The 26,632-nt window shown below is 67.6% G+C and carries 22 protein-coding genes; 14 read left to right on the top strand and 8 right to left on the bottom strand.

All coding sequences use genetic code 11. The features are described from left to right. The first annotated feature begins 4 nt into the window (after positions 1-4). On the top strand, positions 5-1,045 hold the full coding sequence (locus ACTJJM_RS11755) for a GGDEF domain-containing protein (protein WP_049410007.1): 1,041 nt from the start codon (positions 5-7) through the stop codon (positions 1,043-1,045). Between the two features lie 4 nt (positions 1,046-1,049). Further along, the gene (locus tag ACTJJM_RS11760; RefSeq protein WP_440865581.1) at positions 1,050-3,548 is read left to right on the top strand and encodes a putative peptide modification system cyclase; all 2,499 of its coding nucleotides are present in this window, start codon (positions 1,050-1,052) and stop codon (positions 3,546-3,548) included. Positions 3,549-3,555: 7 nt separating this feature from the next. Here the strand turns inward: ACTJJM_RS11760 and ACTJJM_RS11765 are convergent, their stop codons facing one another. Further along, positions 3,556-3,852, bottom strand: coding sequence for an NHLP-related RiPP peptide (locus tag ACTJJM_RS11765; RefSeq protein ID WP_010487062.1), 297 nt, complete (start codon positions 3,850-3,852; stop codon positions 3,556-3,558). A gap of 138 nt (positions 3,853-3,990) precedes the next feature. Between ACTJJM_RS11765 and ACTJJM_RS11770 the strand changes: the two genes are divergently transcribed. Next, positions 3,991-5,157, top strand: a complete 1,167-nt coding sequence (locus ACTJJM_RS11770) for a putative peptide maturation dehydrogenase (RefSeq protein WP_010487060.1) — start codon at positions 3,991-3,993, stop codon at positions 5,155-5,157. A 19-nt stretch (positions 5,158-5,176) separates the two neighbouring features. On the opposite strand, the gene ACTJJM_RS11775 is transcribed toward ACTJJM_RS11770, so the two are convergent. From ACTJJM_RS11775 to ACTJJM_RS11785, 3 genes are read right to left on the bottom strand one after another with little or no spacing between them, the layout of a single operon-like run. Then, on the bottom strand, positions 5,177-7,177 hold the full coding sequence (locus ACTJJM_RS11775) for an acetyl/propionyl/methylcrotonyl-CoA carboxylase subunit alpha (protein WP_010487059.1): 2,001 nt from the start codon (positions 7,175-7,177) through the stop codon (positions 5,177-5,179). 8 nt (positions 7,178-7,185) lie between these two features. After that, a complete protein-coding gene (locus ACTJJM_RS11780; RefSeq protein WP_010487057.1) occupies positions 7,186-8,796 on the bottom strand; it encodes a carboxyl transferase domain-containing protein in 1,611 nt (536 codons plus the stop codon). 10 nt (positions 8,797-8,806) lie between these two features. Further along, entirely contained in the window at positions 8,807-9,970 is a 1,164-nt protein-coding gene (locus tag ACTJJM_RS11785; protein ID WP_019337659.1) for an isovaleryl-CoA dehydrogenase, read from the bottom strand. A gap of 161 nt (positions 9,971-10,131) precedes the next feature. Between ACTJJM_RS11785 and ACTJJM_RS11790 the strand changes: the two genes are divergently transcribed. The 3 genes from ACTJJM_RS11790 (at position 10,132) to ACTJJM_RS11800 (ending at position 13,225) form a co-directional block, all read left to right on the top strand. Beyond that, entirely contained in the window at positions 10,132-10,749 is a 618-nt protein-coding gene (locus tag ACTJJM_RS11790; RefSeq protein ID WP_019661871.1) for a TetR/AcrR family transcriptional regulator, read from the top strand. 219 nt (positions 10,750-10,968) lie between these two features. After that, positions 10,969-11,487 (top strand): c-type cytochrome, encoded by a 519-nt coding sequence (locus ACTJJM_RS11795; protein ID WP_043400625.1) that lies wholly within the window; start codon positions 10,969-10,971, stop codon positions 11,485-11,487. A gap of 292 nt (positions 11,488-11,779) precedes the next feature. Then, the gene (locus tag ACTJJM_RS11800; protein ID WP_440865586.1) at positions 11,780-13,225 is read left to right on the top strand and encodes an ExeM/NucH family extracellular endonuclease; all 1,446 of its coding nucleotides are present in this window, start codon (positions 11,780-11,782) and stop codon (positions 13,223-13,225) included. Between the two features lie 301 nt (positions 13,226-13,526). Here ACTJJM_RS11800 and ACTJJM_RS11805 read toward each other — a convergent pair whose 3' ends face one another. Then, a complete protein-coding gene (locus ACTJJM_RS11805) occupies positions 13,527-14,384 on the bottom strand; it encodes an EamA family transporter (protein ID WP_440865588.1) in 858 nt (285 codons plus the stop codon). 43 nt (positions 14,385-14,427) lie between these two features. On the opposite strand from ACTJJM_RS11805, the gene ACTJJM_RS11810 reads away from it, so the two are divergent. Next, complete coding sequence (locus tag ACTJJM_RS11810; protein WP_043400616.1) at positions 14,428-15,099, top strand: alpha/beta hydrolase; 672 nt, start codon at positions 14,428-14,430, stop codon at positions 15,097-15,099. Continuing rightward, positions 15,096-16,196, top strand: coding sequence for a cell division protein ZapE (zapE, locus tag ACTJJM_RS11815; protein ID WP_029380119.1), 1,101 nt, complete (start codon positions 15,096-15,098; stop codon positions 16,194-16,196). The genes ACTJJM_RS11810 and zapE overlap by 4 nt, the downstream gene beginning before the upstream one ends. A 102-nt stretch (positions 16,197-16,298) precedes the next feature. On the opposite strand, the gene ACTJJM_RS11820 is transcribed toward zapE, so the two are convergent. Continuing rightward, positions 16,299-17,135 carry a DUF2884 family protein gene (locus tag ACTJJM_RS11820; RefSeq protein WP_164192485.1) on the bottom strand — a complete coding sequence of 279 codons (837 nt, stop codon included), beginning with the start codon at positions 17,133-17,135 and terminating at the stop codon, positions 16,299-16,301. A gap of 530 nt (positions 17,136-17,665) precedes the next feature. Here ACTJJM_RS11820 and ACTJJM_RS11825 point away from each other — a divergent pair. Together ACTJJM_RS11825 and ACTJJM_RS11830 are read left to right on the top strand one after the other, a co-directional pair. Then, complete coding sequence (locus ACTJJM_RS11825) at positions 17,666-20,068, top strand: ribonucleoside-diphosphate reductase subunit alpha (RefSeq protein ID WP_049409985.1); 2,403 nt, start codon at positions 17,666-17,668, stop codon at positions 20,066-20,068. Between the two features lie 147 nt (positions 20,069-20,215). Continuing rightward, positions 20,216-21,235 carry a ribonucleotide-diphosphate reductase subunit beta gene (locus ACTJJM_RS11830; protein ID WP_005407669.1) on the top strand — a complete coding sequence of 340 codons (1,020 nt, stop codon included), beginning with the start codon at positions 20,216-20,218 and terminating at the stop codon, positions 21,233-21,235. A gap of 144 nt (positions 21,236-21,379) precedes the next feature. On the opposite strand, the gene ACTJJM_RS11835 is transcribed toward ACTJJM_RS11830, so the two are convergent. Next, a complete protein-coding gene (locus tag ACTJJM_RS11835; RefSeq protein WP_440865592.1) occupies positions 21,380-22,015 on the bottom strand; it encodes a LysE family translocator in 636 nt (211 codons plus the stop codon). Between the two features lie 153 nt (positions 22,016-22,168). Between ACTJJM_RS11835 and ACTJJM_RS11840 the strand changes: the two genes are divergently transcribed. The 3 genes from ACTJJM_RS11840 (at position 22,169) to ACTJJM_RS11850 (ending at position 24,698) form a co-directional block, all read left to right on the top strand. After that, positions 22,169-22,570 carry an acyl-CoA thioesterase gene (locus ACTJJM_RS11840; RefSeq protein ID WP_004153688.1) on the top strand — a complete coding sequence of 134 codons (402 nt, stop codon included), beginning with the start codon at positions 22,169-22,171 and terminating at the stop codon, positions 22,568-22,570. Positions 22,571-22,625: 55 nt separating this feature from the next. Continuing rightward, positions 22,626-23,432: an NAD-dependent protein deacetylase gene (locus tag ACTJJM_RS11845; protein ID WP_197657278.1), complete on the top strand. Its 807-nt coding sequence runs from the start codon at positions 22,626-22,628 to the stop codon at positions 23,430-23,432. 165 nt (positions 23,433-23,597) lie between these two features. Next, complete coding sequence (locus ACTJJM_RS11850) at positions 23,598-24,698, top strand: NADH:flavin oxidoreductase/NADH oxidase (protein WP_043400603.1); 1,101 nt, start codon at positions 23,598-23,600, stop codon at positions 24,696-24,698. Between the two features lie 3 nt (positions 24,699-24,701). On the opposite strand, the gene ACTJJM_RS11855 is transcribed toward ACTJJM_RS11850, so the two are convergent. Then, positions 24,702-25,613 carry a LysR family transcriptional regulator gene (locus ACTJJM_RS11855; RefSeq protein WP_010487028.1) on the bottom strand — a complete coding sequence of 304 codons (912 nt, stop codon included), beginning with the start codon at positions 25,611-25,613 and terminating at the stop codon, positions 24,702-24,704. Between the two features lie 114 nt (positions 25,614-25,727). On the opposite strand from ACTJJM_RS11855, the gene purU reads away from it, so the two are divergent. Continuing rightward, a complete protein-coding gene (gene purU, locus ACTJJM_RS11860; RefSeq protein ID WP_029550788.1) occupies positions 25,728-26,579 on the top strand; it encodes a formyltetrahydrofolate deformylase in 852 nt (283 codons plus the stop codon). Positions 26,580-26,632 lie beyond the last annotated feature (53 nt).

Here is a 26,632-nt window from a genome sequence, read left to right on the forward strand (position 1 = left end):
GGGAATGACCGGCAGGGGTGCGGCCGAGAACAGTGATGTGACGTCAGGTATCGCCCGGGTGGCGATGGCCGAGATCGTGCACGCGCTGCTGTCCGCTGCCGAGGTGGCATTGTTCGCCAGATTTGCCCGTCCATGCAAGCTTCATGCCGGACAGTGGTTGTTCCAGCGTGGCCATCGCGGCGAACGGATGTATGTGATCCTCCAGGGCCAGATCGAACTGGACTTCGGCGAGGACCTGGTGATCAAGACGCTCGGCCAGCATGAGTTCTTCGGTGAGCTTGGCCTGCTGGTCGGTGATCACCTGCGCAGCGCCAGTGCACGCGCGCTGGCCGACTGCGAAGTACTGGAGCTGGGCCCGGCCGATTTCCATCGCCTGGTGGAATCCGATCCCGGCCTGGTCGCCTACTTCCTGCGGCGCACGATCATGCGCGTGCTGACCAACGAGCAGGCCCTGATCAGCCAGCTGCGCCGGCGCAACCATGATCTGGAAACCGCGCTGGACAATCTGTACATCACCACCCATCAGCTGACCCACACCCGTGAGCTGGTGCGTACCGATGAACTGACCGGGCTGCACAACCGCCGTGGCCTGACCCTGTACCTGCAGGAGTGCCGCGCCGACGGTGGCGGGTTGCCGCAGGCCCTGCTGCTGATCGACTGCGACCGCTTCAAGCAGATCAATGATCGTCACGGCCACCAGGCCGGCGACCGTGTGCTGCAGAGCATGGGCAACATCCTGCGCTCGATGGCCGGTGAGCAGGACCTGGCCTGCCGCCTCGGCGGCGATGAGTTCTGCCTGATCCTGCGCCGTGGCAATCACGAGATCGTGCAGCACGCGGCCGAGTTCATCCTCAGCGCGGTGCATGGCCTGCTCGAACGCAGTCATGGCACGCCGCATGTCAGCCTGGTCAGCATCGGTGCCAGCCTGCTGGCGCCGGAGGCCGGCTGGAGCGAGTGGTATGCCAGTGCGGACCGCGCGCTGTACCAGGCCAAGCGCGATGGCGGCAACTGCCTGCGCTGGGTGGATGCTCCGGACGGCCCATAGGGAGATGCAGGCGATGAATGGCGACAACGGAACGTCAGCCCCGCATAGCCCCCAGCTACGCGCCCTGCTGTTCACCGATCTGTGTGATTCGCTGCAGCTGGTCGAGCGGATCGGCGACGTCGCGGCCGCGAGCCTGTTCCAGGAACACGACCGCCTGGTGCTGGTGTTGCAGCACCGCTGGAATGGCCAGCTGATCGATCGCTCCGACGGTCTGTTCATGCTGTTCGAGCGCGCCATCGATGCGCTCGGTTTCGCGCTGGACTACCAGTGCGAACTGCACACGCTGGGCCAGCAGCGTTCGATTGAACTGCGTGCGCGTGCCGGCCTGCATGTGGGTGACGTACTGACCTGGGACAACAGTCCCGAAGCGGTGCGCGCCGGCGCCAAGTCGATGGAAGTGGAAGGGCTGGCCAAGCCGATGGCGGCGCGCCTGATGATGTTGGCACGGCCTGGCCAGATCCTGTTGTCGGCCGTGGCCGAATCACTGACCCGCCGCGCCACCGATGCGTTGGGCGAGCGCGGCGCGCGCCTGCTGTGGAAGTCGCACGGGCGCTGGCGCTTCAAGGGCGTGCCGGTGGTGCAGGAAGTGATCGAAGTGGGCGAGATCGGTGCGGCGCCGTTGCGCATGCCGCGTGCCAATGCCAAGGCGCGCCGTGACCTGCCGCTGTGGCGGCAGCCGCTGGTGCTGGCCGCTGAAGGTCTGGTACTGACGGTGGTGGTGCTGGGCGGCTGGCTGCTGCTGCGACCGGAACCGGCGATCGCGTTCGCCGAGCGCGACTGGGTGGTGCTCGGCGATGTCGACAACCTCACTGGCGACCCGATCTTCGACGACTCGATGCGGCACGCCATCCGGATTGCGCTGGAGCAGTCGCGTTACGTGAACGTGCTGTCGGAGGGCAAGATCCGCGAGAGCCTGGAAATGGCGCGGCTCTCGGGCGATACCCGGCTCAACCGCGATACCGCGGCCGAGGTGGCGGTGCGCGAGGGTGCGCGCGCCGTGTTGTTGCCGACCGTGCGGCAGAAGATTGGTGGCTATGAGCTGGCCATCGACGTCGCCGCACCCGGCACCGGCCAGGTGATCCAGACGTTCACCGCCACCGTGGATCGATCCGATCAGATGGTGTTCGCGGTGGACGACGTGGTCGGGCGCCTGCGGCGCGGACTGGGCGAATCGGTGGCGAGCCTGGAACAGTCGTTGCCGCTGCCGCGGGCATCGACCCAGGACCTGCGCGCACTGCGTGCGTTTGCCCTGGCCGAAAGCGCACTGGGCCAGCGTCGCTTCGAAGAAGCACGCAACCTCTACCAGGCGGCGATCGATATCGATCCCGGTTTCGCCCTGGCCTACATGGGCGTGGCCAAGCTGCTGGCCCGCACCGCGCAGGTCGCGGACGCGCGTGACGCGCTGGAGCACGCGCTCGCCCAGCAGCAGCGTTTGCCCGCGCGTGAGCGCCTGTACCTGAAGGGCTGGCAGGCCGAACTGGAACCCGGTGGCTGGCCGCTGGAACAGTGGCGTGCATTGGCCAAGATCTATCCGGATTCGTTTGCGGGGCTGTCCAATACCTCCTGGGGGCTGCTGCAGGACAATCGCTTCGCCGAGGCCGCGCCCTATGCGCGCGCCGCGACGGTGCCTCAGGACCCGTTGCGGCTGTATCCGATGATCCATCTGGCGCGGGCACAGTTGGGCCTCGGCCAGCCGCAGCAGGCAATGCGCACCTTGCACCAGGCACAGATGCTGCGCGGCAATGACGAGGCCGACGACCTGGATGTGGACGTGCTGGTTGCGCAGGGCCTGGACGCACAGGCAAAGCAGCTGTTGATGCGGTTGCCGCGGGGGGATGACCTGCAACAGCGCATGCGCCTGCGGGCAAACCTGCTGGTGGCTGCGGAGCAGCGTGATTGCAGCAGCCTGCATGCCGCGATCGCTGCGGATGGCCCGGCACCGGATCTGATCGACTACCAGATCCATCAGCGCCTGCAACACGCCACCGTGACCACGTTGTGCACGGCCGGCGATGCGAAGGAGCTTGAATCCATCGCCGCCATGCTGCGACCGCTGCTGCGGAAGAACGACGACTCCGCCGTGGGTAGCCGCAGTCTGCAGCTGCTGGCCCTGACCTATCTGGCCCAGCGCCAGGGCCAGCATGCGCTGGCCGCAGAGTGGCTGCGTGACCACGGCGAACTGCTGGAGCGGCAGCGCAGCCCTGTGGTGGGCAAGTGGCGCCGGGTTGTGCTGGCGATGGCCGAACTGGCGCAACAGCGTCCGCAAGCGGCACGCCACCTGCTCGAGCCCACCTTTGATGGCAGCGAACCGGTGCAGGCCCATGTTGTGCTGCTGCAGGCATTGCGTGCCGAGCAGGACACTGCCGGCGTGCGCCGCGAGCAGGCCTGGCTGGCCCGGCACCACGGTCAGGCCATTGCCGAGGTGGCGTCCATGCAGGTCTGGCAGCCCCTGAATGTGCACGACATCGCCACGGAGGCGACGTCGGTGCGGGTGCCGCGCTGATGCGGACTCAGGCGTTGACGCGCTCGTCGATCCGGTCGGCTTCGAAGCAGAACACCACCGTCATCGAGGCGGTTGAGGCACTCAGGTACGCATGCAGCGAATCGCGGGTGCGGCGCAGCTCCTCGACCGAAGCCAGGGTGCCGATCTTCATGCAGTCGTTCTCGCCAACGGCACCGTCCAGGCCGATCGAGGCCAGGGCCTTGCCCGGCGATGCGGTGAAGTGGTTGCGGAAGTCGTCGTTGCCGATGAGGTGGTCCAGCAGGGTGCTGGCGTCTTCGGCGGAAAGGCGGGGATGGGTGCTCATGGAGATCGTCCGTAGGTTGATTTTCTCGTATCGGCCGCGACAGCCTGCCATTGAGGGCGGTGGCGTGCATGTCGCTAAAGTTGGCCGCTTCGCGGTCGTTGCTGCTATGCCGGTTGTGCGGCAGAAGGAAGGAAACCCATGCGCCTGCGCCGCTGCGCCAGCCTGATGTTCGAGCCCCGCGAGTCGGTCACCCTGGACCTGCGCGCGATGCTGGCCGGCCAGGCCGAGATGGACAGCCAGATCAGCTGGGTGGCCTTGGCCGCCCATCTGGACCAGCCGCTGCCGGTGGACGCCGAGGAGCGCCAGCTGCTGGGCGAGCTCAGCGCGCACCGCTGGAGCGAACCGCCGGCCGGCACCTCTCCGGCGATGCTGGCGCGCCTGGTCGAGCAGGGGCTGGTGCTGACCGACCCGCCGGATGAGGTCGGGCACCAGATGCGTGATGAGGCATTGCGTCGCAGCCAGTGGTGGCCGTTGGCCGCACTGGCCCATCGCCATGCGCGCTGGCAGGCGGTGGACAGCGTGGAGGACATGCGTCGCCAGGGGCTGGATACCGCTGCCGGCCTGCGCCAGCGGCTGGGGCCGCCACCACCGGTGGTGCAGGCCCTGCAGGGCGACTACCAGCCGTTGCCGCGCAGCGAAGAGGCGGCGTTCGACGCGCTGCTGGCGCAGCGCACGACCTGCCGCAATTTCGACCCGCAGCGCGCGCTGCCATTGCCGCTGCTGGCCCAGGTGCTGCAGCGCACGCTGATGGCCCACGCGGTGCAGAAGGTCGAGCGTGATACCGAGTTCCTGAAGAAGAACGTGCCCTCCGGTGGCGGCCTGCATCCCACCGAAGGTTTCCTGCTGGTGCAGAACGTGGAAGGACTGGCACCGGGCCTGTACCACTACCACCCGGTGCAGCACGCCGTGCTGCCGCTGCCCTCGCCGCCGCCTGATGCATTGCCCGCGCTGGCACGGCGGATGCTGTCCGGTCAGGAGTGGTTCGCCGATGCACCGGCGCTGCTGGTGCTGGCACCGCGGTACGACCGCTGCTTCTGGAAGTACCGCAACCACGCCAAGGCGTATCGTGCGGTGACGCTGGATGTCGGCCACATCTCGCAGCTGCTGTACCTGTGCGCGACCGAGCGTGGCCTGGCGGCATTCGTCACCGCAGCCATCAACGATGCCGATGTCGATCGTGCCTTCGGTTTCGACGGCATCGGGCAGAGCGCGATGGCCATCTGCGGCCTGGGCTGGCGCAGTGCCACGCTGGACACGGCCGAATTCGATCCTGCTGGCCGGGTGGTGGTGGGCGACGACCGCTGAGCGGTCGCCGCCGCGGCGTTCACGCCGCCTCGAAGTCCACCAGTACTGCACCGTCACCCACCTGGTCGCCGGCCTTGGCGCGGTAACCCTTCACCGTGCCGTCCGCCGGTGCCTGCAGCGTGTGCTCCATCTTCATCGCTTCCAGCACCACCAGCGGCGTGCCGCGCTTGACCTCGGTACCGGCGGCGACCAGCGTCGCAACGATCTTGCCCGGCATCGGCGCCAGCAGGCTGCCGGCGTCGGCCACGGCGTGGTCCGATTCACCCACCGGATCGTGCAGGGTGAAACGGTGCTGGCCGTCGGCGCCGAACAGGTACAGCTGGTCACCGTCGCGCAGCAGCTGCAACGACCAGCGGCGCTCGCCCAGCTGCACCGTCAGGCCCTGCATACTGGCCGTGCCGATCACCTGCACCGGCGCCGCATCGTCGCACTGCACGCGCCAGCCATCGGCCTGCGCCCACACCTTCAGCGTGTGCCGGCGCTCTCCCTGCTGCAGCGGCAATACGCGCGGCGCGGACGCGCCAAGGCGCCAGCCGTCCTGCGCCTGCCACGGCGAATGCGGGTCGCGCGCATCGCTGCCGGCACCGGCAGTGCTTGCAACAGCGGCCACGGCGGCCAGCTGCCACAGGGCATCATCCGTATCGCCCGCTGCACTCAATGCCGCCTGTTCGCGTTCGATCAGCGCGGTATCCAGCTTGGCGTGCGCGAACGAATCGGTGTTCACCAGGCGGCGCAGGAAGCCGGCATTGGTGGTCACGCCCACCACCTGGCAGTCGGCCAGTGCCTGGCTCATGCGGCGCAGCGCGGCGTCGCGGTCCACGTCCCAGACGATCAGCTTGGCGATCATCGGGTCGTAGTACGGGGTGATGCTGTCGCCTTCCTCCACGCCGGTATCCACGCGCACATGGGCCGACGGAGCCGGCAGGCGCAGGCGGCGCAGGGTACCGGTGGAGGGCAGGAAGCCGCGGTCGGCATCTTCTGCGTACAGGCGTGCTTCGATGGCATGGCCGTGGATCGCCAGCTGCTCCTGGCGCAGCGGCAGCGGCAAGCCCGAGGCCACGCGCAGCTGCCATTCCACCAGGTCGGTGCCGGTGATGTATTCGGTCACCGGGTGCTCGACCTGAAGGCGGGTGTTCATTTCCATGAAGTAGAAATCGCCGTCCGGGCCGGCGATGAACTCCACCGTGCCGGCACCGACGTAGCCCACCGCGCGCGCGGCATCGACCGCCGCCTTGCCCATCGCCGCGCGACGTTCTGCACTCATGCCTGGCGCCGGGGCTTCTTCCAGCACCTTCTGGTGGCGGCGCTGCACCGAGCAGTCGCGCTCGAACAGGTAGACCGCCTCACCGTGGCTGTCGCCGAACACCTGGATCTCGATATGGCGCGGGCGCTCGACGTACTTCTCGACCAGCACGTGGTCATTGCCGAACGCCGAGGCCGCCTCGCGCTGGCAGCTGGCCAGCGCATCGACGAAGTCCTCGCTGCGCTCGACCTTGCGCATGCCCTTGCCACCGCCACCGGCGCTGGCCTTGATCAGCACCGGGTAACCGATGGCGTCGGCCTGTTCGCGCAGGAAGGACGGTTCCTGCTGGTCGCCGTGGTAGCCCGGCGTCAGTGGTACACCGGCCTTGGCCATCAGCGCCTTGGCCGCGCTCTTGTCGCCCATCGCGCGGATGGCGCTGGCCGGCGGCCCGATGAAGGTGATGCCGGCGGCGGCGCAGGCATCGGCGAAGTCGGCATTCTCGGACAGGAAGCCGTAACCGGGGTGGATCGCCTGCGCGCCGGTCAGGCGTGCGGCGTCGAGCAGGGCATCGCCGCGCAGGTAACTTTCACGTGCAGCGGCCGGACCGATGTGGATGGCTTCGTCGGCCAGGCGCACGTGGCGCGCGTTGCGGTCGGCATCGGAATATACCGCCACGGTGGCGATGCCGAGGCGGCGGCAGGTGGCGATGACGCGACAGGCGATTTCGCCGCGATTGGCGATCAGGACTTTGGTGAACATGGCAACAGGCTCGGTCATGGCACGGGTTACATGCGGAACACGCCGAAGCGCGTCTGCTGCGGGGCGGCGTTGAGGCTGGCCGACAGCGCCAGGGCCAGTACGCGGCGGGTGTCGGCCGGATCGATCACGCCGTCGTCCCACAGGCGCGCGCTGGCGTAGTACGGGTGGCCCTGCTGCTCGAACTGCTCGCGGATCGGTGCCTTGAACGCATCTTCCTCCGCTGCCGGCCACTGGCCGCCCTTGGCTTCGATGCCATCGCGCTTGACCGTGGCCAGCACGCTGGCGGCCTGTTCGCCGCCCATCACGCCGATGCGTGCGTTGGGCCACATCCACAGGAAGTTGGGCGAATAGGCGCGGCCGCACATGCCGTAGTTGCCGGCACCGAACGAGCCGCCGATGACCACGGTGAACTTGGGAACCTTGGCGCAGGCCACTGCCATCACCAGCTTGGCGCCGTCCTTGGCGATGCCGCCCTGTTCGTACTTGCGGCCGACCATGAAGCCGGTGATGTTCTGCAGGAACACCAGCGGGATGTTGCGCTGGGTGCACAGCTCGATGAAGTGCGCGCCTTTCAGTGCCGACTCGGAGAACAGGATGCCGTTGTTGGCGATGATGCCGATCGGGTAGCCGTTCAGATGCGCGAAGCCGGTAACCAGTGTTGCGCCATAGCGCGGCTTGAACTCGTCAAAGCGCGAGCCATCGACCAGGCGTGCGATCACTTCGCGCACGTCGTAGGGCTTGCGCGTATCGGCGGGAATCACCCCATACAGTTCATGCGCCGGCAGCAGCGGTTCCTCGGGCGCCTGCACCGCCATCGCCGGCTCCGGCTTGCGCCAGTTCAGCTGGGCGATGATCGCGCGCACCCGTGCCAGCGCCTGCAGATCGTTGTCGGCCATGTGGTCGGCCACGCCGGAGATGCGCGTGTGTACGTCGGCACCGCCCAGTTCCTCGGCCGTCACCACTTCACCGGTGGCGGCCTTCACCAGCGGCGGGCCGCCGAGGAAGATCGTGCCCTGCTCGCGCACGATCACCGTCTCGTCGCTCATCGCCGGCACGTAGGCGCCACCGGCGGTGCAGCTGCCCATCACGCAGGCGATCTGCGGAATGCCCTGCGCCGACAGGTTGGCCTGGTTGTAGAAGATGCGGCCGAAATGATCGCGGTCGGGGAACACCTCGTCCTGCAGCGGCAGGAAGGCCCCGCCGGAATCGACCAGGTAGATGCACGGCAGGTGGTTCTGCTCGGCGATCTCCTGCGCGCGCAGGTGCTTCTTCACCGTCATCGGGTAGTAGGTGCCGCCCTTGACCGTGGCATCGTTGGCCACGATCACGCATTCCACGCCGCTCACGCGGCCGATGCCGGCCACCACGCCCGCAGCGGGCACGGCATCGTCATACATGCCGTGCGCGGCCAGCGGCGCGATTTCCAGGAAGGCGCTGCCGGGGTCGAGCAGGGCGTCGATACGGTCGCGCACCAGCAGCTTGCCGCGCGCGGTGTGCTTGGCGCGTGCCGCCTCGCTTCCGCCCAGTGCAGTGCGGGCAAGCGTGGCGTGCAGGTCGTCGACCACGGCCTGCATGGCCGCGCGGTTGCTTTCAAACGTTTCGCTGCCCGGTTGCAGCTGGCTGTTCAGGACGGTCATCGCGGTGGCCTTACAGGGTGCGCTGGAACAGTTCGCGGCCGATCAGCATGCGGCGGATCTCCGAGGTGCCGGCGCCGATTTCATACAGCTTGGCGTCGCGCCACAAGCGGCCGGTCGGGTATTCGTTGATGTAGCCGTTGCCGCCCAGGATCTGGATCGCCTGGCCGGTCAGCCAGGTCGCCTTCTCGGCGGCGTACAGGATGGCACCGGCGGCGTCCTGGCGGGTGGTGCGGCCCTGGTCGCAGGCGCGTGCCACGGCATAGACATACGCACGGCAGGCGCCCAGGCCCACGTACATGTCGGCAATCTTGCCCTGGATCAGCTGGAAGCTGCCGATCGCCTCACCGAACTGGTGGCGCTCGTGCACGTAGGGCATCACCACGTCCATCGCCGCGGCCATCAGGCCCAGCGGGCCGCCGGACAGCACCACGCGCTCGTAGTCCAGGCCGGACATCAGCACGCGCACGCCGCCACCGATCTGGCCCAGCACGTTTTCTTCCGGTACTTCGCAGTCCTGGAACACCAGCTCGCAGGTGGGCGAGGAACGCATGCCCAGCTTGTCCAGCTTCTGCGCGGTGGAGAAGCCCTTCATGCCCTTCTCGACCAGGAACGCGGTGATGCCCTTGGCGCCGGCGTCCATGTCGGTCTTGGCATAGACCACCAGCACGTCGGCATCCGGGCCGTTGGTGATCCACATCTTGTTGCCGTTGAGCACGTAGCGGTCACCACGCTTGTCGGCGCGCAGTTTCATCGACACCACGTCCGAACCGGCACCCGGCTCGCTCATCGCCAGCGCGCCGACCAGGCTGCCGTTGCACAGGCCCGGCAGGAAGCGCTGCTTCTGTTCTTCGTTGCCATTCTTGCGCAGCTGGTTCACGCACAGGTTGGAGTGCGCGCCGTAGGACAGGCCGATGCCGCCGGAAGCACGCGAGATCTCTTCCATCGCCACCACGTGGGCCAGGTAGCCCATGCCGGTGCCGCCGTATTCTTCTTCCACGGTGAGGCCGAGCAGGCCCTGTTCGCCCAGCTTCGGCCACAGGGCCAGCGGGAACTGATTGGTGGCATCGGCCTCGGCGGCCAGCGGTGCGACCTCGGCGGCGGCAAAATGGGCCACGCTCTGGCGCAGCAGGTCGATGTCTTCGCCAAGGTCGAAGTTCAGGGATGGCACGTGCATTGTGGTGGCTCCACGGCGGGATGGCAGGAAATGGACGCACCCGGCGGGGGAGCGGGCGGCGGTCTGCAGGACCGCTGCCCGCACGGGCGATTGGACCCCAGCGTAGCGGGGTTCGGGTAAGAAGTGAATACAAATTCAAAAATTGAAACTAGAATCAAAACATGGCTTACAAACGCTCTGCACTGATGGAAGAACGGCTGGCCGGGGCCCGTGAACGGATCCTGCTGGCCACTCGCGAGCTGGTCGCCACCGGCGGCTGGCGCAATGCACCGGTGACCGCCGTGGCGACCCAGGCGGGGGTGTCTACCGGCCTGATCTACCGGCACTTCCCGTCCAAGGCCGAGCTGTTCGTGGAGGTGCTCAACGCTGCGGTGGCCCACGAGGTCGCGATCATGGAGCGCATCGCCAGTGGCCCGGAGGTGGCCAGTGAGCGCCTGCGGCTGGCGATCGCCGCCTTCGTCCGCCGCGCCCTGGCCGGGCCGGGGCTGGCGCATGCCTTCATCGTCGAACCGGTCGACCCGGATGTGGAAGCCGAGCGCATGCGCGGTCGTCGCGCCTTCGGCGACGTGTTCCTGCGGCTGGTGGAGGAGGGCGTGGCGGCCGGTGAGCTGCCGGCGCAGGACGCGCATGTGGCCGCCGCCTGCCTGGTCGGTGCCTTCACCGAGGCGATGGTCGGTCCCACCGCGCCCAGCCGCGAAGCACACCGCGACGAGGACGCGCTGGTGGACGCAATCTGCAGCTTCTGCCTGCGCGCGATCGGCGCCCCCGCAAAACGGTAGCGCCGGGCCATGCCCGGCGGCTGTTGCCATCCTCGACCGTTGTTGCCGCGCTTCGCGCTCGCCGGGCACGGCCCGGCGCTACCCGCATGCGGCCACGGCCGCATGTTGCGCCGCACCAGCAGTGACGCCTGTTGTCGCACGCAAAGCGCGTTCTATACTCGGTCCATCACGCAGTCGCTCAGCCGTGGTCCAACGACTATCAGCCAGGGGTAACGAAGAGTGCGGAATTACGATCTGGAGTTCCTGAAACGCTTCTCCATGGTGATCGCGCTGCTGGCGACCATCACCCTCGGCCTCATCCTCCTTGCCGCCTACATCCACACCCGGATTCCGCCCGAGGTGTCGCCGGCCGCGGCCAAGCGCACCGAACAGCGCATTTCGCCCACCGGCGCGGTCTATGCCGGCAGCACCGGCGCCGCCGCGCAGGCCGCCGCCAAGGCCGCCGCGCTGGCCAAGGCCGCGTCGCAGGTGGCCTACGGCGGCACCAAGGACGGCAAGGTCATCTTCGACAACCTGTGCACCGCCTGCCACACCACCGGTGTGGGCATGGCGCCGACGCTGGACCATTCGCACTGGGACAAGCGCATCGCACAGGGCAAGGACACCCTCTACAAGCACGCCATCGAGGGCTACACCGGCCCGGACGGCGGCATCATGCCGCCCAAGGGCGGCAACCCGGCGCTGACCGAGGAGCAGATCCACGCCACCGTGGACTGGATGCTGGGCAACCTGAAGTAGGCGGCGAACGGCGAAAACGTCGAAACATGGAACGGCCGAACGGGATGGCGGAACCGCGGAACGGGGGTAGAGTCGACTGTCAGTCGACTGCTCTTCCCAACGCCACCAAAAATGCCCGCGCTGCGCGCGATAGTCGACTGACAGTCGACGCTACCCGCCGGTCGCCCAATCGCCCCGGTCGTTCTCCGTCCGCCGCCGGCGGCTTTGCCGGCCAAGGCCAAAACCGCGCGCGTCGCTGGGGTTTCGCATTTCAGGGGTAGTCTGTGCGCCTCTTCCATGGAGTCGCCCGTCGATGCGCCGCCGTTCCCTCGCCCTTGCCCTGTCCCTGCTGCTGCCGGGCGGCGCCTTTGCCCAGGCCCAGCCGCAGGCCGCACCGGCTACGACGCCCGCTGCCGCGCGCAGCAGCGCCACCGTGGTACTGACCGCCGCGCCGGTCGACTGGCGTGTGCTGGATGGCCAGCGCGTGCGCATCGCCGCACCGCTGACCCTGGCCGGTACCGACGGCCTGGAGCGCTTCGGCCAGCTCACCGTGGCCTTCGATGGCCGCCTCTGGCAGCCCACCGAAGTGGCCGCGCCGGGTACTGCCGGCTACGAGCAGGTGATGGCCGACAACCAGCGCCGCCGCCTGGTGCTGGACGACGGCAGCGATGCCCGCGACCCGGCCAGCGTGGCCTACCTGCCGGCCAACCCGGTGCTGCGCACCGGCATGCAGCTGCGCAACGTGCAGGGCATCGTGCGCGTGGACGCACAGGGCCGTCCACGCCTGCAGGTCGAAGGCGCGCTGAAGCTACCGGAGCTGAAGCGTCCGGCGGTGCCGACCGTGCCGGGCAGCCTGCACGTGGCGGCCTTCAACCTGGAGAACTTCTTCAATGGTGATGGCCAGGGTGGTGGCTTCCCGACCCTGCGCGGCGCGCGCACGCTGGACGAGCACAAGGCGCAGGTGGTCAAGCTGGTCACCACGGTCAACGCGCTGGGCGCCGATGTCGCCGCGCTGATGGAGCTGGAGAACGACGGCTACGGTCCTCAGTCGGCCATCGCCGAACTGGTCGATGCGCTCAACCGGGACCGCGGTGCGCAGGGCGACTGGCGCTTCGTCGACGCGGGCAACGGCCCTGGCGACAACCCGATCCGGGTCGGCATCATCTACCGCAGCGCGCACCTGCAGCCGGTCGGCAAGCCGGCCACGCTGACCGGTGGCCCGTTCGTCGAGCACAGTCGCGTGCCGCTGGCGCAGGCCTTCCAGGGCAAGCAGGGCGCACCGTTCGTGGTGGTGGCCAACCACTTCAAGTCGAAGGGCTGCCGCGACGCCGCCGGTGCCGACGCCGACCGCAACGACAACCAGGGCTGCTGGAACGCCACCCGCGTGACCTCCGCGCAGCAGCTGCATGCCTGGCTGCAGACCGACCCGACCGGTACCGGTGTCAAGGACGCGGTGCTGCTCGGCGATTTCAATGCCTACGCGATGGAAGACCCGATCCGCACCCTGCATGACCTGGGCTGGCAGGACGCGTTCAAGGTCGCCAAGGTCGAGCATCCCTACAGCTACGTCTACAACGGCTATACCGGCCGCCTTGACCACGCGCTGCTGAGCCCGGGCATGGCCAAGCGCCTGCGCGGCGCCGCCGAATGGCACAGCAACGCCGACGAGCAGGACGCCAGCGGCTACCAGGGCCGCAACGTGCAGGGCCCGTGGCGCAGCTCCGACCACGACCCACTGCTGCTGGGTTTCGACAGATAAGGTTCGCCGGGGATCTGCTCTGGTAGGCACCTTGATCGGCACGGATGCCGCCTTTGCTTTTGATCTACCAGTCCGCCTTCAAGCGAGCCGAGCATCGCAGGTGAATCAGGGGCGAAGAGGCGCCGATGTCTGAGCGCAGCGAGTTCGGCGCCGTCCCCTGGTTCACCGAGAAGCGCAGGGAACCGGTGCACAGCACCGGCTCGCGGCTGGCGGCGCGTTTCTTTTGGTTACTTTTCTTTTCGCGCGAAAAGAAAAGTGACATCCCACCGCGGGCGCGGAAATGGCCCGCCGCAACCAACGCTCACCCCCAGGCGATCGATCCGATCGCCAGCACCGCCAGCGCAAGACCCGCGCGGTTCCACTTCGTGGTTGCCTCGCCGAACGCGAACACGCCCACCAGTGCACCCAGCACCACCACGCCGATGTTCATGCCGGCGAACACGGTGGCCGGGTTGTCCGGCATCGACTGGTGCGCATGCACATAGAACAGGATGTTGCCGCCATTGAGCAGGCCCAGCAGCGCACCCGCGCCCAGGTTGTGCCAGGCCAGCCGGCTGCGGCCACTGACATGCCGCCACAGCTGCAGGGCCAGCATCAGCACGAAGGCCACGCTGAAGCTGGCCAGCACCGCCGCCATCGACGGCGTGCCCGACAGCGCCACCTGCTTGAGCAGCACGTCGACCACCGCGAACCCGGCCCAGACGCCCAGCAGCCAGCCCCAGCCACCGGGTGAGGACGCCACCGCCGGTCCGCGCGGGCGCAGGCTGATCGCCACCATGGCGACCAGGCCCAGCGCCAGGCCGACCAACTTCCACGGCGTGGCGGTCTGGCCGAAGAACAGGAACGCGGCGGCCAATGACAGCAGCAGCGACAGCCGCTGCGCCACGTCGCTGCGGACGATGCCGGCCACCGCCACCGCGCGGCCCAGCACCAGGAAGATCGACGGCAGCACCACCGCCAGCGCCAGCAATGACAGCCACGGCGCATGCGGCGCGCGCAGTGCATCCAACGGCGGCTGCAGCACCGCGGCGGTGAGCGTTGCAGCGACCAGATAGTTCCAGGTGACCATCTGCGCGACATCCAGCTGGCGGCGGTTGGCCAGCTTCAACACCACCGAAACCAGCACGCTGCAGATCACGGCCAAGGACAGGTAGAGCATGGGGCGGGCACAGGGCGGGGGCAGGGGACGGTATCATGGTGCCATGCACAAGCCTTCGTTCCCCGTCGCCCCTGGCGAAACCGCCTGCCTCGAACTGGACGGCCCGGCCGGCCCGCTGGAAGTGGTCGTCGACCTGCCCAAGGCCGATGTGCCGGTGCAGCCGATCGTGGCCATCGTCTGCCATCCGCTGTCCACCGAGGGCGGCACCCTGCACAACAAGGTGGTCACCATGACCGCCACCACCCTGCGCGAGCTGGGCATCGCCACGGTGCGCTTCAACTTCCGCAGTGTTGGCGCGTCGGCCGGTGAGTTCGACCACGGCGTGGGCGAGCAGGATGACCTGAAGGCCGTCGCCGCCTGGGTGCGCAGCCAGCGTCCGGACGACCGCCTGTGGTTGGCCGGTTTCAGCTTCGGTTCGTTCGTTTCGTTGAAGGCCGCTGCCGCGCTGCAGCCGGAAGCGCTGATCTCGATCGCGCCGCCGGCCGGTCGCTGGGATTTCGATGGCATCGCACCGCCGGCGCGCTGGCTGGTGATCCAGGGCGAGCAGGACGAGATCGTCGACCCGCAGGCCGTCTACCAGTGGCTGGACACGCTGGACTTCCCGCATGAGCTGGTGCGCATGCCCGAGACCAGCCACTTCTTCCACCGCAAGCTGATCGACCTGCGCGGCGCGCTGACCCACGGCGTGAAGCACTGGCTGGGCGCAGCGGCATGAGTGCAACCGAGTTGACCCCGTCGCAGCGGTACGCGGAAGGGGTCGCCCGTGGCGACTGGCAGAACGACCCGGCCCAGCACGCGGCGCTGGCCGAGCTGGACCGCATCCACCTGGGCCTGCTGGACAGTGCCGAGGACGGCTGGCTGGACCGCCTGTCCTCGTTCTGGAAAAAGCCCGAGCCGGTCAAGGGCCTGTACTTCTGGGGCGGCGTCGGCCGCGGCAAGACCTTCCTGGTCGACCTGTTCTACGACGGCCTGCCGATCAAGCAGAAGTACCGCACCCACTTCCATCGCTTCATGCGCAGCGTCCACGAGCGCCTGCGCGAGCACCAGGGCCAGAGCGACCCGCTGGCGAAGATCGCCCAGGAATGGCGCAGCAACCTGCGCGTGCTGGTGCTCGACGAGTTCTTCGTCACCGACATCGGTGATGCCATGCTGCTGGCACGGTTGCTCGAGCGGCTGTTCGCCGAAGGCGTGACCCTGGTCACCACCTCCAACACGGCGGTGGAGAACCTGTACCTCAATGGCCTGCAGCGCGAGAGCTTCCTGCCGGCCATCGGCCTGCTGCAGCGCTTCTGCGTCGAGCTGTACGCCGAAGGCACCGAGGATTACCGCATGCGCGCGCTGACCCGCTCGCCGGTGTACCGCGCACCGCTGGCGGCCGACAGCGATGAGTGGCTGGCCACGCGCTGGAACGAGCTGAGTGGCGGCCAGCCGGCCAAGGCCGGCAACATCGAGATCGAGGGTCGCAAGATTCCGGTCCGTGGCCGCGGCAAGAGCATCGCCTGGTTCGATTTCGCCGCGCTGTGCGAGGGCCCGCGGGGGCCCTCGGACTACATCGAGATCGCGCACGAGTTCAACACGGTGCTGCTGGGCGGCATTCCGGCATTCGATCGCCTGAACGAAGATGCCGCGCGCCGCTTCGTCAACCTGATCGACGAGCTGTACGACCGCCACGTCAACCTGGTCTGCACCGCCAGCACCTCGCCGATCGAGCTGTACACCGGCCAGCGCCTGCAGGGCGCGTTCGAGCGCACTGCTTCGCGCCTGATCGAAATGCAGAGCGCCGAATACCTGGGCACCCCGCACCGGGCGTGAGGGTAGTGCCGTTTGTAGAGCCGAGCCCACGCTCGGCTGCCTTTGCATGATGTGCCGAAAAGCAGCCGAGCGTGGGCTCGGCTCTACGACAGCACGGCGCGGCTATCGGGTGGGCGCAACCGCGCTCCCCAACGGCCGCTCATCCGGCCCGGCCGACACATGCAGCCCCGAGCCGCTGCCGTGCTCCACCCGAACGCTCTCGCCGCGCTCCAGCAGCCGCAGTGGCTGTCCCTGGTAGCGCACTTCCAGCGCATCGTGGGCCTCTGCCAGTGAACGCACCAGCGGGCAAAGGGCCATTGCCTTGGCTTCCAGCTGCTGGCTGCGCGCTTCCATGCGGCGGTCGACTTCGGCATCGAGGCGATCGGCGCGGCGCTCCATGGCCCCGGCGCGGCCGGTGAACACCTGCCACAGCACGCTGCGGGTCATCGACCCGGCCATCGTCTCGGCCATCTGCTCGATGTGCGCGTCGAAGCCGTCGCCGAAGGCTTCCTGTTCCCAGTAGCCGCGGCCCAGGCTGGCGTCGATCCAGTCCTGCATCTCGCCGCGCATCGCCCGCATCTGGCGGTTGCGGGACTTGCCGGTGATGGCCTCGAAGGCAGCGTCCAGCGCATCGAAGGTGACCCCGGAGACTTCGTGGGCCAGTGCGGTGGCCGCCGGCATCAACTGGCGGGCACCGGCCTCCATCTGCCGCAGGCGGGCGGCGTCGGCGGCGCTGACCGTGACCATCCTGCCGTCCAGGCTCAGCTCGCCGTCGTGGAACACCACTTCATGCGGCGCCTGCGGGCCATGCCGCAGCCAGATGCCGCCGCTGTCCACCAGCACGTCATAGTCGGTATGGATGCCGCACTGGTCCGAACGCAGGTCCAGCCCCTCGGCGGCCAGCGCCGGGGCGATGAACAGGGCGGGCAGCAGGGCCAGCGCGGGCAACCGCAGGTGCATCGGAGCATCCTTTTCCGGGAGCGAGCGGCCAGCATCCGCCGTCAGCGCGCGGGCGTCACCGGCCGGAAGTCACCCGTCCACCGGATTCCCACCGGCTGCCCACCATCTATCCACAGGGTTGTCCCTAGCCAGTTTCATCACTGTCATGTGAAGCTGTCATTGTTCCGTTTTCGCGGTGCGTTGTACCACCGCAATGACGCCTTTCGGGCTTGACTGCGCAGCCCGTTCCGGCAGGTCTGAAGCGTCTGATCCGGGCGCCGATGGCACGATCCTTGCGGCGCAAGGGATTGCCGAATTTCACTACATTTGGCGTTGACGGACCCCACTACCCCCACTATCTTGTGGCCGTCGGTCGCAGCAACCCCAATTCCAGGGGATGCCCGGGGTACCCATCCGCGATCGCCAACGGCAGTGGCAGGCGCAGGGTCTCATCCCCTGCGACGCCGTCCTGCCATCCTGGGCTGTCATGTCCCGGGCTGCGTCACCCGATGCATCGAGCACCCACCAATCACGCCAAGAGGACACACGCCGTGACCACCGAATCCAGCGCCACCATCGAGAAGGAAAGCGAATTCCTGTTGACGTCGCCGCCGACGGCCAACGCGATGAGTGTGACCAAGCGCAATGGCACGACCGAACTGGTGGACCTGAACAAGATCGTGCGCGCGGTGCAGCGTTCCTCCGAAGGCCTGCACGCCGTCGATCCGATGCGCGTGGCCACCCGCACCATTTCCGGCCTGTACAACGGCGCCACCACCCGCGAGCTGGACGAACTGTCCATCCGCACCGCCGCCCTGCTGATCGGTGAAGAGCCCGAATACGGCCGCCTGGCTGCGCGCCTGCTGGCCAACTACATCGCCAAGGAAGTCTCCGGCCAGGAAATCTACGCATTCTCGCAGTCGGTCAGCCGTGGCCACGAAGTCGGCCTGATCAACGACCGCCTGCTGAACTTCGTGCAGACCAACGCACGCAAGCTCAACGATGCCATCGACATCTCGCTGGACCTGAACTTCGATTACTTCGGCCTGCGCACCCTGTACGACCGTTACCTGCTGCGCCACCCGCACACCCGCAAGGTGATCGAGACCCCGCAGCAGTTCTTCCTGCGCATCGCCAGCGCGCTGAGCGAGGACGTGTCCGAGACCCTGGCGCTGTACAAGCGCATGGGCAACCTGGACTACCTGCCGTCCAGCCCGACCCTGTTCAACTCCGGCACCACCCACGAGCAGCTGTCCTCGTGCTTCCTGCTGGACTCGCCGCAGGACTCGCTGGAGTCGATCTATTCCAAGTACGGCGACATCGCCCAGCTTTCCAAGTTCTCCGGCGGCATCGGCGTCAGCTACACCCGTGTGCGTTCGCGTGGTTCGCTGATCAAGTCGACCAACGGCCACTCCAACGGCATCGTGCCGTGGCTGAAGACCATGGATTCGTCCGTGGCCGCAGTGAACCAGGGCGGCAAGCGCAAGGGCGCGGCCTGCGTGTACCTGGAAACCTGGCACGCCGACATCGAGGACTTCCTCGAGCTGCGTGACAACACCGGTGACGAAGCCCGTCGTGCGCACAACCTGAACCTGGCCAACTGGGTGCCGGACCTGTTCATGAAGCGCGTCGAGGCCGACCAGGAATGGTCGCTGTTCGATCCGCGCGTCGTGCCGGAGTTCACCGACCTGTTCGGCGAAGCCTTCGAGCAGGCCTACCTGCAGGCCGAAGCCCAGGGCAAGGCCAACCGCACCATCTCCGCGCGCAAGCTGTACGCCCGCATGATGCGTACGCTGGCCGAGACCGGCAACGGCTGGATGACCTTCAAGGACAAGTGCAACCGCGCCAGCAACCAGACCCTGCGTCCGGGCAACGTGATCCACCTGTCCAACCTGTGCACCGAAATCCTGGAAGTCACCTCCAACGATGAAACCGCGGTGTGCAACCTGGGTTCGATCAACCTGGGCAACCACTTCGACGAGCACAACGAGTTCGACTTCGAGAAGCTGGCCGAGACCGTGCGCCTGGCCGTGCGCCAGCTCGACCGCGTCATCGACCTGAACTTCTACCCGATCGAAACCGCCCGCCGCGCCAACCTGCGCTGGCGTCCGGTCGGCCTGGGCTGCATGGGCCTGCAGGACGTGTTCTTCCGCAAGCGCCTGCCGTTCGACAGCGCCGAAGCCCGCGCCCTGTCGAAGAAGATTGCCGAAGCGATCTACTTCCACGCGCTGGAAACCTCCTGCGAGCTGGCCCAGGAACGCGGCAAGCACCCGTCGTTCAACGACACCCGTGCCGCCAGCGGCGAACTGCAGTTCGACGCCTGGAACGTGGTGCCGGAAGACACCGCACGCTGGGATGCCCTGCGTGAGCGCATCAAGGAACACGGCCTGCGCAACTCGCTGATGATCGCGATCGCCCCGACCGCAACCATCGCCTCGATCGCCGGCTGCTACGAGTGCGTCGAGCCGCAGGTGTCCAACCTGTTCAAGCGCGAGACCCTGTCCGGTGACTTCCTGCAGGTCAACCGCTACCTGGTGAACGAGCTGAAGAAGCTGGGCCTGTGGACCGCCGACATGCGCGATGCCATCAAGCTGGCCGAAGGTTCCATCGCCGGCGTGGCGCAGATTCCGGAAACGCTGCGCGAGGTCTACCGCACCGCGTGGGAACTGCCGATGCGCTCGCTGATCGACATGGCCGCCGAGCGTGGCGCCTTCATCGACCAGTCGGCCTCGCTCAACCTGTTCATGGAAAGCCCGAACATCGGCGCGATGTCCTCCATGTACATGTACGCCTGGAAGCAGGGCATCAAGACCACCTACTACCTGCGTTCGCGCCCGGCCACCAAGATCGCCAAGACCACGGTGAGCAGCGCGGCCCCGGCCAAGGTGTTCAGCCCGGACGAAGCCATCGCCTGCTCGCTGGAAAACCCGGAAGCCTGCGAGGCCTGCCAGTAACACGCCGCGCGGTGGCTGCCGACCGTTGGTCGGCACTCGAACACCTCGCACCTGTAGAGCCGAGCCATGCTCGGCTGCAGTACGGAAACACCAAGGTAGCGCCGGGCCACGCCCGGCGTTTTGACCCGAGAATTCAAGGAAACACCCATGGCCGACAAGCCCAAGCAGATGCTGCTCGATCCCGGTTTTGAACTGACCCTGCGCCCGATGCGCTACCCGCAGTTCTATGACATGTACAGGAACGCGATCAAGAACACCTGGACGGTGGAAGAGATCAACTTCCAGATCGACATCACCGACCTGCACAGCAAGATGTCGCCGGGTGAGCGCCACCTGATCCACCGGCTGGTCGCGTTCTTCGCCACCGGCGACTCGATCGTGTCCAACAACCTGGTGCTGAACCTGTACCAGCACCTCAATGCGCCGGAAGCGCGCATGTACCTGTCGCGCCAGCTGTATGAAGAAGCGCTTCACGTGCAGTTCTACCTGACCCTGCTCGACAACTACCTGCCGGATCCGGAAGAGCGCGCCAAGGCGTTCTCGGCGGTGGAGAACATCGACTCGATCAAGAAGAAGGCCGACTTCTGCTTCAAGTGGATCGACTCGATCCAGAGCCTGACCCGCATCGAGACCCGCGAACAGCGCCGCCAGTTCCTGCTCAACCAGATCTGCTTCGCCGCTTGCATCGAAGGCCTGTTCTTCTTCGCTGCCTTCGCCTACGTGTACTACTTCCGTTCGCGTGGCCTGCTGCCGGGCCTGGCCTCGGGCACCAACTGGGTGTTCCGCGACGAGAGCGCGCACATGGAGTTCGCGTTTGAGTCGGTGCGTGTGGTGCGTGAGGAAGAACCGGACCTGTTCGACGAAGAGATGAAGCAGCAGGTCTACGACATGCTGGCCGAGGCGATCGAGTGCGAAGTGCAGTTCGCCGAGGACGTGCTGTCCGGCGGCGTGGCCGGCATTTCCACCCGCGACATGCGCCAGTACCTGCAGCACTGCGCCGACCAGCATTTCGCCAAGCTGGGCATGGAAAAGAAGTACAACGTGCGCAACCCGCTGCCGTTCATGGAACTGCAGGACGTGCAGGAACTGACCAACTTCTTCGAACGCCGCGTCTCGGCTTACCAGGTCGGCGTGCAGGGCGAAGTGGCCTTCGACATGAACTTCTGATCGAACCGGTCAAGCCTGTCGCAACAAAAAACCCCGGCGATCGCCGGGGTTTTTTGTTGCGCGCCTGGCTTTTGCAGAGTCGAGCCATGCTCGACTGCTGTCCGCGAAGATCAGTCGAGCATGGCCCGACTCTACAAAGAGCGGCTATCGCCGCCCTTCCACCGCCATGCGCACCGCCAGCCCGGCCAGTACCGTGCCCATCAGCCAACGCTGCACCATCTGCCAGGTGGGGTGCGCGGCCAGGAAGCCGGCGATGCTGCCAGCGGTCAGCGCGATCATGCCATTCACGCTGACACTGACCAGGATCTGGGTGGAGCCCAGCACGATCGACTGCATCAGCACGCTGCCTTCGCTGTCCGGGTGCAGGAACTGCGGCAGCAGCGACAGGTACATCACCGCCACTTTGGGGTTCAGCAGATTGGTCAGGAAGCCCATCGTGAACAACTTGCACGGGCTGTCCTGCGGCAGGTCGCGCACTGCAAACGGCGAACGGCCACCCGGCTTGAGCGCCTGCCAGGCCAGGTACAGCAGGTACAGCGCGCCGCCGATGCGCAGCGCGTCGTAGGCGAACGGTACCGTCATCAGCAGGGCGGTGATGCCCAGCGCCGCGCACAGCATGTAGAACACGAAGCCCAGCGCCACCCCGCCCAGCGAGATCAGTCCCGCCATCGGCCCCTGGCAGATCGAGCGCGAGATGACGTAGATCATGTTCGGCCCGGGCGTGATCACCATGGCCAGCGAGACCAGTGCAAAGGCCAACAGGTCGGAAAGTGCGGGCATGGGCGGTCCTGGCAGTGGGCGTGGCGCAGTGTAGCGCCTGCCATGGGCGGGGCCTGCGCAGGCACCGCTGCCAGGTGGCCATTGCACATGCGTTCCGATGGCCGTCACGCCGGTCGCATAAAATTACCGGTCCCCACACACCGAAGCACCCCCATGACCCCGATCCCCGAGACCGTGCCGCCCACCGAAGTGCGCATGGCCGAAATCGTCTTCCCGAACCACACCAACCACCTCGGCACCCTGTTCGGTGGCCAGGCACTGGCGTGGATGGACAAGGCGGCCTTCCTGGCCGCCGCCCGCTATTCGCGCCGCACGGTGGTGACCGCGCGCAGCGACCAGGTCGACTTCAAGCTGCCGATCCGCATCGGCCAGATGGTCGAAACCATCGGCCGCATCGTCGAAGTCGGCCGCAGCTCGATGAAGGTCGAGGTGGAGCTGGTCGCCGAAGACCTGCATAGCGGCGAGCGCAAGCTGTGTACCCGCGGTCACTTCGTGATGATCGCGCTGGACGAGGAAGGCCACCCGATCGCGGTGCCACCGCTGCCGGCGGCCTGACCCGGCCAACGGACCGGCGCTTGCGGGGGCGCCGCCGCGCCCCCATCTGGCAGCCATGACCCCGCCACTGACCGACTTCATCGACCGCGCCCAGCGCCTGTTCGTGCTGACCGGCGCTGGCTGCAGCACCGCCTCGGGCATTCCCGATTACCGGGATACCGACGGCCAGTGGAAACGCACGCCGCCGGTGACCTACCAGGCCTTCATGGGCGAGGCGGCCACCCGCCAGCGCTACTGGGCGCGCAGCCTGCTGGGCTGGCCGCGCTTCGGCCTGGCCCGGCCCAATGGCACCCACCAGGCCCTGGCTGCCCTGGAAAGCCGCGGCAAGCTGCAGGTGCTGCTGACCCAGAACGTGGACGGCCTGCACCAGCGGGCCGGCAGCCGCAACGTGATCGACCTGCATGGCCGACTGGATCGGGTGCGCTGCATGGGCTGCGAACGCCGCCGCGGCCGCGAGGACTTCCAGCAGCGCCTGCTAGACGCCAATCCGGGCTGGGACGCGCTGGAGGCCGGTATCGCCCCGGATGGCGACGCCGATCTGGAGACCGATTTCTCCAGCTTCGTGGTGCCCGATTGCCCGTCCTGCGGCGGCCTGCTGAAGCCGGACGTGGTGTTCTTCGGCGAAAACGTGCCCCGTGAACGCGTGGCAGCGGTGCATGAGCACCTGCAGCAGGCAGACGCCGTGCTGGTGGTGGGTTCTTCGCTGATGGTCTATTCCGGTTTCCGCTTCGTGCAGGCGGCGGCCAGGGCAGGGCTGCCGGTGGCGGCGCTGAACCGCGGCCGCACCCGTGCCGACGACCTGCTGCAGTTCAAGGATGAGCGGGATTGCGCCGAGGCGCTGGCAGGGCTCGTTACCGGGTAGCGCCGGGCCATGCCCGGCGGAAACGGGGTGCCGCGCCGCACGTTCGCCGGGCATGGCCCGGCGCTACCCATCATGCGTCCCCGCGAAACAGCGATCCATCCAGATGGTTGATCCGCGAGCCGCGCAGCGGTGCAATACGCACCCCCTACGTCGTTCATCACCGTCTTGAGCCAGCTGTTCTCGCCGATTTCATTCGGCCCCCTGACCCTGTCCAACCGCATCGTCATCGCGCCGATGTGCCAGTACTCCGCCGAAGACGGTCGCGCCAGCGACTGGCACGCCATGCACCTGGGCAACCTGGCGCAGTCGGGCGCTGGCCTGCTGATCCTGGAAGCCACCGCGGTCGAGCCGCGCGGCCGCATCAGCTGGGCCGATCTGGGCCTGTGGGACGACGGTACCGAAGCCGCGTTGGCACAGGTGCTGGCCAGCGTCCGCCGCTGGTCGCCGATGCCGCTGGGCATCCAGCTCGGCCACGCCGGCCGCAAGGCCTCGGTGAAGCGCCCGTGGGACGGCGGCGGCCAGTTGCCAGCCGATGATGCGCGTGGCTGGTCCACCGTGGCGCCGTCGCCGCTGCCGTTCCATGCCGGCGATCCGGCACCGCAGGAACTGGACGAGGCCGGCATCGCCGAGGTCATCGCCGCCTTCGCCGCCAGTGCGGTGCGCGCCGAGCGCCTGGGCTTCGAGCTGATCGAGCTGCATGCCGCACACGGCTATCTGCTGCACCAGTTCCTGTCGCCGCTGAGCAACCGCCGCACCGATGGCTATGGTGGCTCGCTGCCGAACCGCCTGCGCCTGCTGGTGGAAGTGTTCGACGCGGTGCGTGCGGCAGTGTCCGACAAGGTCGCCGTGGGTGTACGCATTTCCGCCAGCGACTGGGTCGACGGTGGTTGGGATCTGGTGCAGAGCGAAGCGCTGGCCCAGGTGCTGGACGCGCGCGGCTGCAATTTCCTGCATGTCTCCAGCGGCGGCCTGGACGAGCGCCAGAAGATCACCGTCGGCCCGGGCTACCAGGTGCCGTTCGCGGCGGCGATCAAGGCCAAGGTGCGCATGCCGGTCATCGCTGTGGGCATGATCACCGAGCCCGAGCAGGCCGAATCGATCCTGCGCCATCGCCACGCCGATGCCGTGGCCCTGGCGCGCGGCATCCTCTACGACCCGCGCTGGCCGTGGCATGCCGCCGCCGCGCTGCGCGACAGCGTGGAACCGGCGCCGCAGTACCTGCGCTGCGAGCCGCGCGACGCGCGCGGCGTGTTCAAGGCGCGCTGAGGCTCACACCCGCCAGGCCGGCGCCATGCCGGCCTGCAGGTGCTCGAACAGCGCGCGGATCTTGGCGGTGAAGTCGCGGCGGTCGCTGACGCAGAAATAGACCTCCATCGGCTCCGGGCGCCACGCCGTGTCGGCGCCGAACACCGCCTGCAGGCGTCCATCGCGCAGATAGGGCTCGGCCACGAATGCGGCCAGCCGGGTGATGCCGGCACCGGTCGCGGCAAGCGTTGCCAGTGCATCGATGTCATCGCAGACCATGCTCGGCGGCAGTGCGGCGTCCACGCGCTGGCCATCCTTCAGCAGGCCCCAGCGCAGCGGCCGGCCATCGGTGGGGAAGCGGTGCAGCAGCCCGCGATGACCGCTCAGCTCGGAGGGCTGCTGCGGGGTGCCGTGCGCTTTCAGATAGGCCGGCGAGGCACAGAACACGAAGGGCACGCGTGCCAGCTGCCGTGCGACCACGCCATCTTCCAGCTGCGCACCGATGCGGATGCTGGCATCCACCGCTTCCGGGCCATGCTGCACGGCGCGGTCGGTCAGGCGCAGCTCCAGCTGCAGTTGTGGGTAACGCTGCTGCAGTGAAGGCAGCAAGGGGGCAAGCACATGGCGACCGAAGGCGCTGCTGCTGGCGATGCGCAGCGGCCCGGCCGGCTCGATGTCACCGGCAGTGACCATCGCCTGCGCGCGCGCCAGGTCGGCTTCGATGTGGCGCACCTGCGCCAGGTACAGCGCGCCGGCCTCGCTGAGGGCCAGCTGGCGCGTACTTCGGTTCAGCAACCGTACCCCCAGATGCGCCTCCAGCCGGTTGATGTTCTGGCCGACTGCGGTGGCGCTGATGCCAAGGATGCGGGCCGCGGCGGCAATGCTGCCGGTCTCTGCGGTGCGGGTGAAGCTGCGGATCAGTTGCAACAGGTTCATGACCGACCAGCTTGCCACGGGGAGTTCCAAGTATCGCTTGGGACTGAACCAAGCAGGTCGGTTGCATCGGTGATCATCCGGCCGCTGGGCAGGGCGCTGCCCTACACTGTGGCGATGCGCCCCGATTCCATCCTTACCCTGTCCTGCCCCGACCGTACCGGTATCGTCTACCGCGTGTCCGGCCTGCTGTTCGACCACGGCTGCAACATCCTCGACGCCCAGCAGTTCGGCGACGAGGAGAGCGGCCGCTTCTTCCTGCGCGTGCATTTCGACCGCGATGCCAGCCTGCCGCTGGAGACCGTGTACGCCGCCATGGCCACGCTTGCCGAAGGCTTCGGCATGGACTGGCAGCTGCATGATGGCCGCCGCCGCGCACGCCTGCTGGTGCTGGTCAGCAAGCAGGGGCACTGCCTCAACGATCTGCTGTTCCGTGCCCACAGCGGCCAGTTGAAAGTCGACATCGCGGCAGTGGCGTCCAACCACGCCGATTTCGCGCCATTGGCCGCGTCCTACCAGGTGCCGTTCCACCATCTGCCGGTGACCGCCGATACGCGTGCGGTGCAGGAGCAGCAGATCATCGACCTGGTCGAGCGCGAGCGCATCGATCTGGTGGTATTGGCGCGCTACATGCAGATCCTGTCACCCACGCTGTGCCGCGCACTGGCCGGCCGTGCGATCAACATCCACCACAGCTTCCTGCCCAGCTTCAAGGGCGCGCAGCCGTATCACCAGGCGCACGCGCGCGGGGTCAAGATCATCGGTGCCACCGCGCACTACGTCACCGAGGATCTGGACGAAGGCCCGATCATCGAACAGGACGTGGCCCGCGTGGACCACGCGATGGCACCGCGCGAACTGGTGCGGCTGGGCAGCGATACCGAATCGCTGGTGCTGGCGCGCGCGGTGCGCCGCCATGTGGAGCACCGCATCCTGCTCAACGGGCACCGAACGGTGGTGTTCCGGTAATCGCCCATCCCGCGTCCGCCGGGCATGGCCCGGCACTACCGAATCCTGATTTC

Origin of the sequence: Stenotrophomonas sp. 22692 (genome assembly GCF_052045015.1) — a bacterium.
GTDB classification, from domain to species: domain Bacteria; phylum Pseudomonadota; class Gammaproteobacteria; order Xanthomonadales; family Xanthomonadaceae; genus Stenotrophomonas; species Stenotrophomonas geniculata.

What these genes read in the sequence shown, in the direction of transcription:
- zapE (WP_029380119.1), top strand. Translation starts at nt 15,096, where the DNA reads ATGAGTGCAACCGAGTTGACCCCGTCGCAGCGGTACGCGGAAGGGGTC.
- ACTJJM_RS11755 (WP_049410007.1), top strand. Translation starts at nt 5, where the DNA reads ATGACCGGCAGGGGTGCGGCCGAGAACAGTGATGTGACGTCAGGTATC.
- ACTJJM_RS11790 (WP_019661871.1), top strand. Translation starts at nt 10,132, where the DNA reads ATGGCTTACAAACGCTCTGCACTGATGGAAGAACGGCTGGCCGGGGCC.
- ACTJJM_RS11810 (WP_043400616.1), top strand. Translation starts at nt 14,428, where the DNA reads ATGCACAAGCCTTCGTTCCCCGTCGCCCCTGGCGAAACCGCCTGCCTC.
- ACTJJM_RS11805 (WP_440865588.1), bottom strand. Translation starts at nt 14,384, where the DNA reads ATGCTCTACCTGTCCTTGGCCGTGATCTGCAGCGTGCTGGTTTCGGTG.
- ACTJJM_RS11765 (WP_010487062.1), bottom strand. Translation starts at nt 3,852, where the DNA reads ATGAGCACCCATCCCCGCCTTTCCGCCGAAGACGCCAGCACCCTGCTG.
- ACTJJM_RS11775 (WP_010487059.1), bottom strand. Translation starts at nt 7,177, where the DNA reads ATGACCGAGCCTGTTGCCATGTTCACCAAAGTCCTGATCGCCAATCGC.
- ACTJJM_RS11760 (WP_440865581.1), top strand. Translation starts at nt 1,050, where the DNA reads ATGCAGGCGATGAATGGCGACAACGGAACGTCAGCCCCGCATAGCCCC.
- ACTJJM_RS11785 (WP_019337659.1), bottom strand. Translation starts at nt 9,970, where the DNA reads ATGCACGTGCCATCCCTGAACTTCGACCTTGGCGAAGACATCGACCTG.
- ACTJJM_RS11840 (WP_004153688.1), top strand. Translation starts at nt 22,169, where the DNA reads ATGACCCCGATCCCCGAGACCGTGCCGCCCACCGAAGTGCGCATGGCC.
- ACTJJM_RS11780 (WP_010487057.1), bottom strand. Translation starts at nt 8,796, where the DNA reads ATGACCGTCCTGAACAGCCAGCTGCAACCGGGCAGCGAAACGTTTGAA.
- ACTJJM_RS11845 (WP_197657278.1), top strand. Translation starts at nt 22,626, where the DNA reads ATGACCCCGCCACTGACCGACTTCATCGACCGCGCCCAGCGCCTGTTC.
- ACTJJM_RS11830 (WP_005407669.1), top strand. Translation starts at nt 20,216, where the DNA reads ATGGCCGACAAGCCCAAGCAGATGCTGCTCGATCCCGGTTTTGAACTG.
- ACTJJM_RS11770 (WP_010487060.1), top strand. Translation starts at nt 3,991, where the DNA reads ATGCGCCTGCGCCGCTGCGCCAGCCTGATGTTCGAGCCCCGCGAGTCG.
- ACTJJM_RS11835 (WP_440865592.1), bottom strand. Translation starts at nt 22,015, where the DNA reads ATGCCCGCACTTTCCGACCTGTTGGCCTTTGCACTGGTCTCGCTGGCC.
- ACTJJM_RS11800 (WP_440865586.1), top strand. Translation starts at nt 11,780, where the DNA reads ATGCGCCGCCGTTCCCTCGCCCTTGCCCTGTCCCTGCTGCTGCCGGGC.
- purU (WP_029550788.1), top strand. Translation starts at nt 25,728, where the DNA reads ATGCGCCCCGATTCCATCCTTACCCTGTCCTGCCCCGACCGTACCGGT.
- ACTJJM_RS11855 (WP_010487028.1), bottom strand. Translation starts at nt 25,613, where the DNA reads ATGAACCTGTTGCAACTGATCCGCAGCTTCACCCGCACCGCAGAGACC.
- ACTJJM_RS11820 (WP_164192485.1), bottom strand. Translation starts at nt 17,135, where the DNA reads ATGCACCTGCGGTTGCCCGCGCTGGCCCTGCTGCCCGCCCTGTTCATC.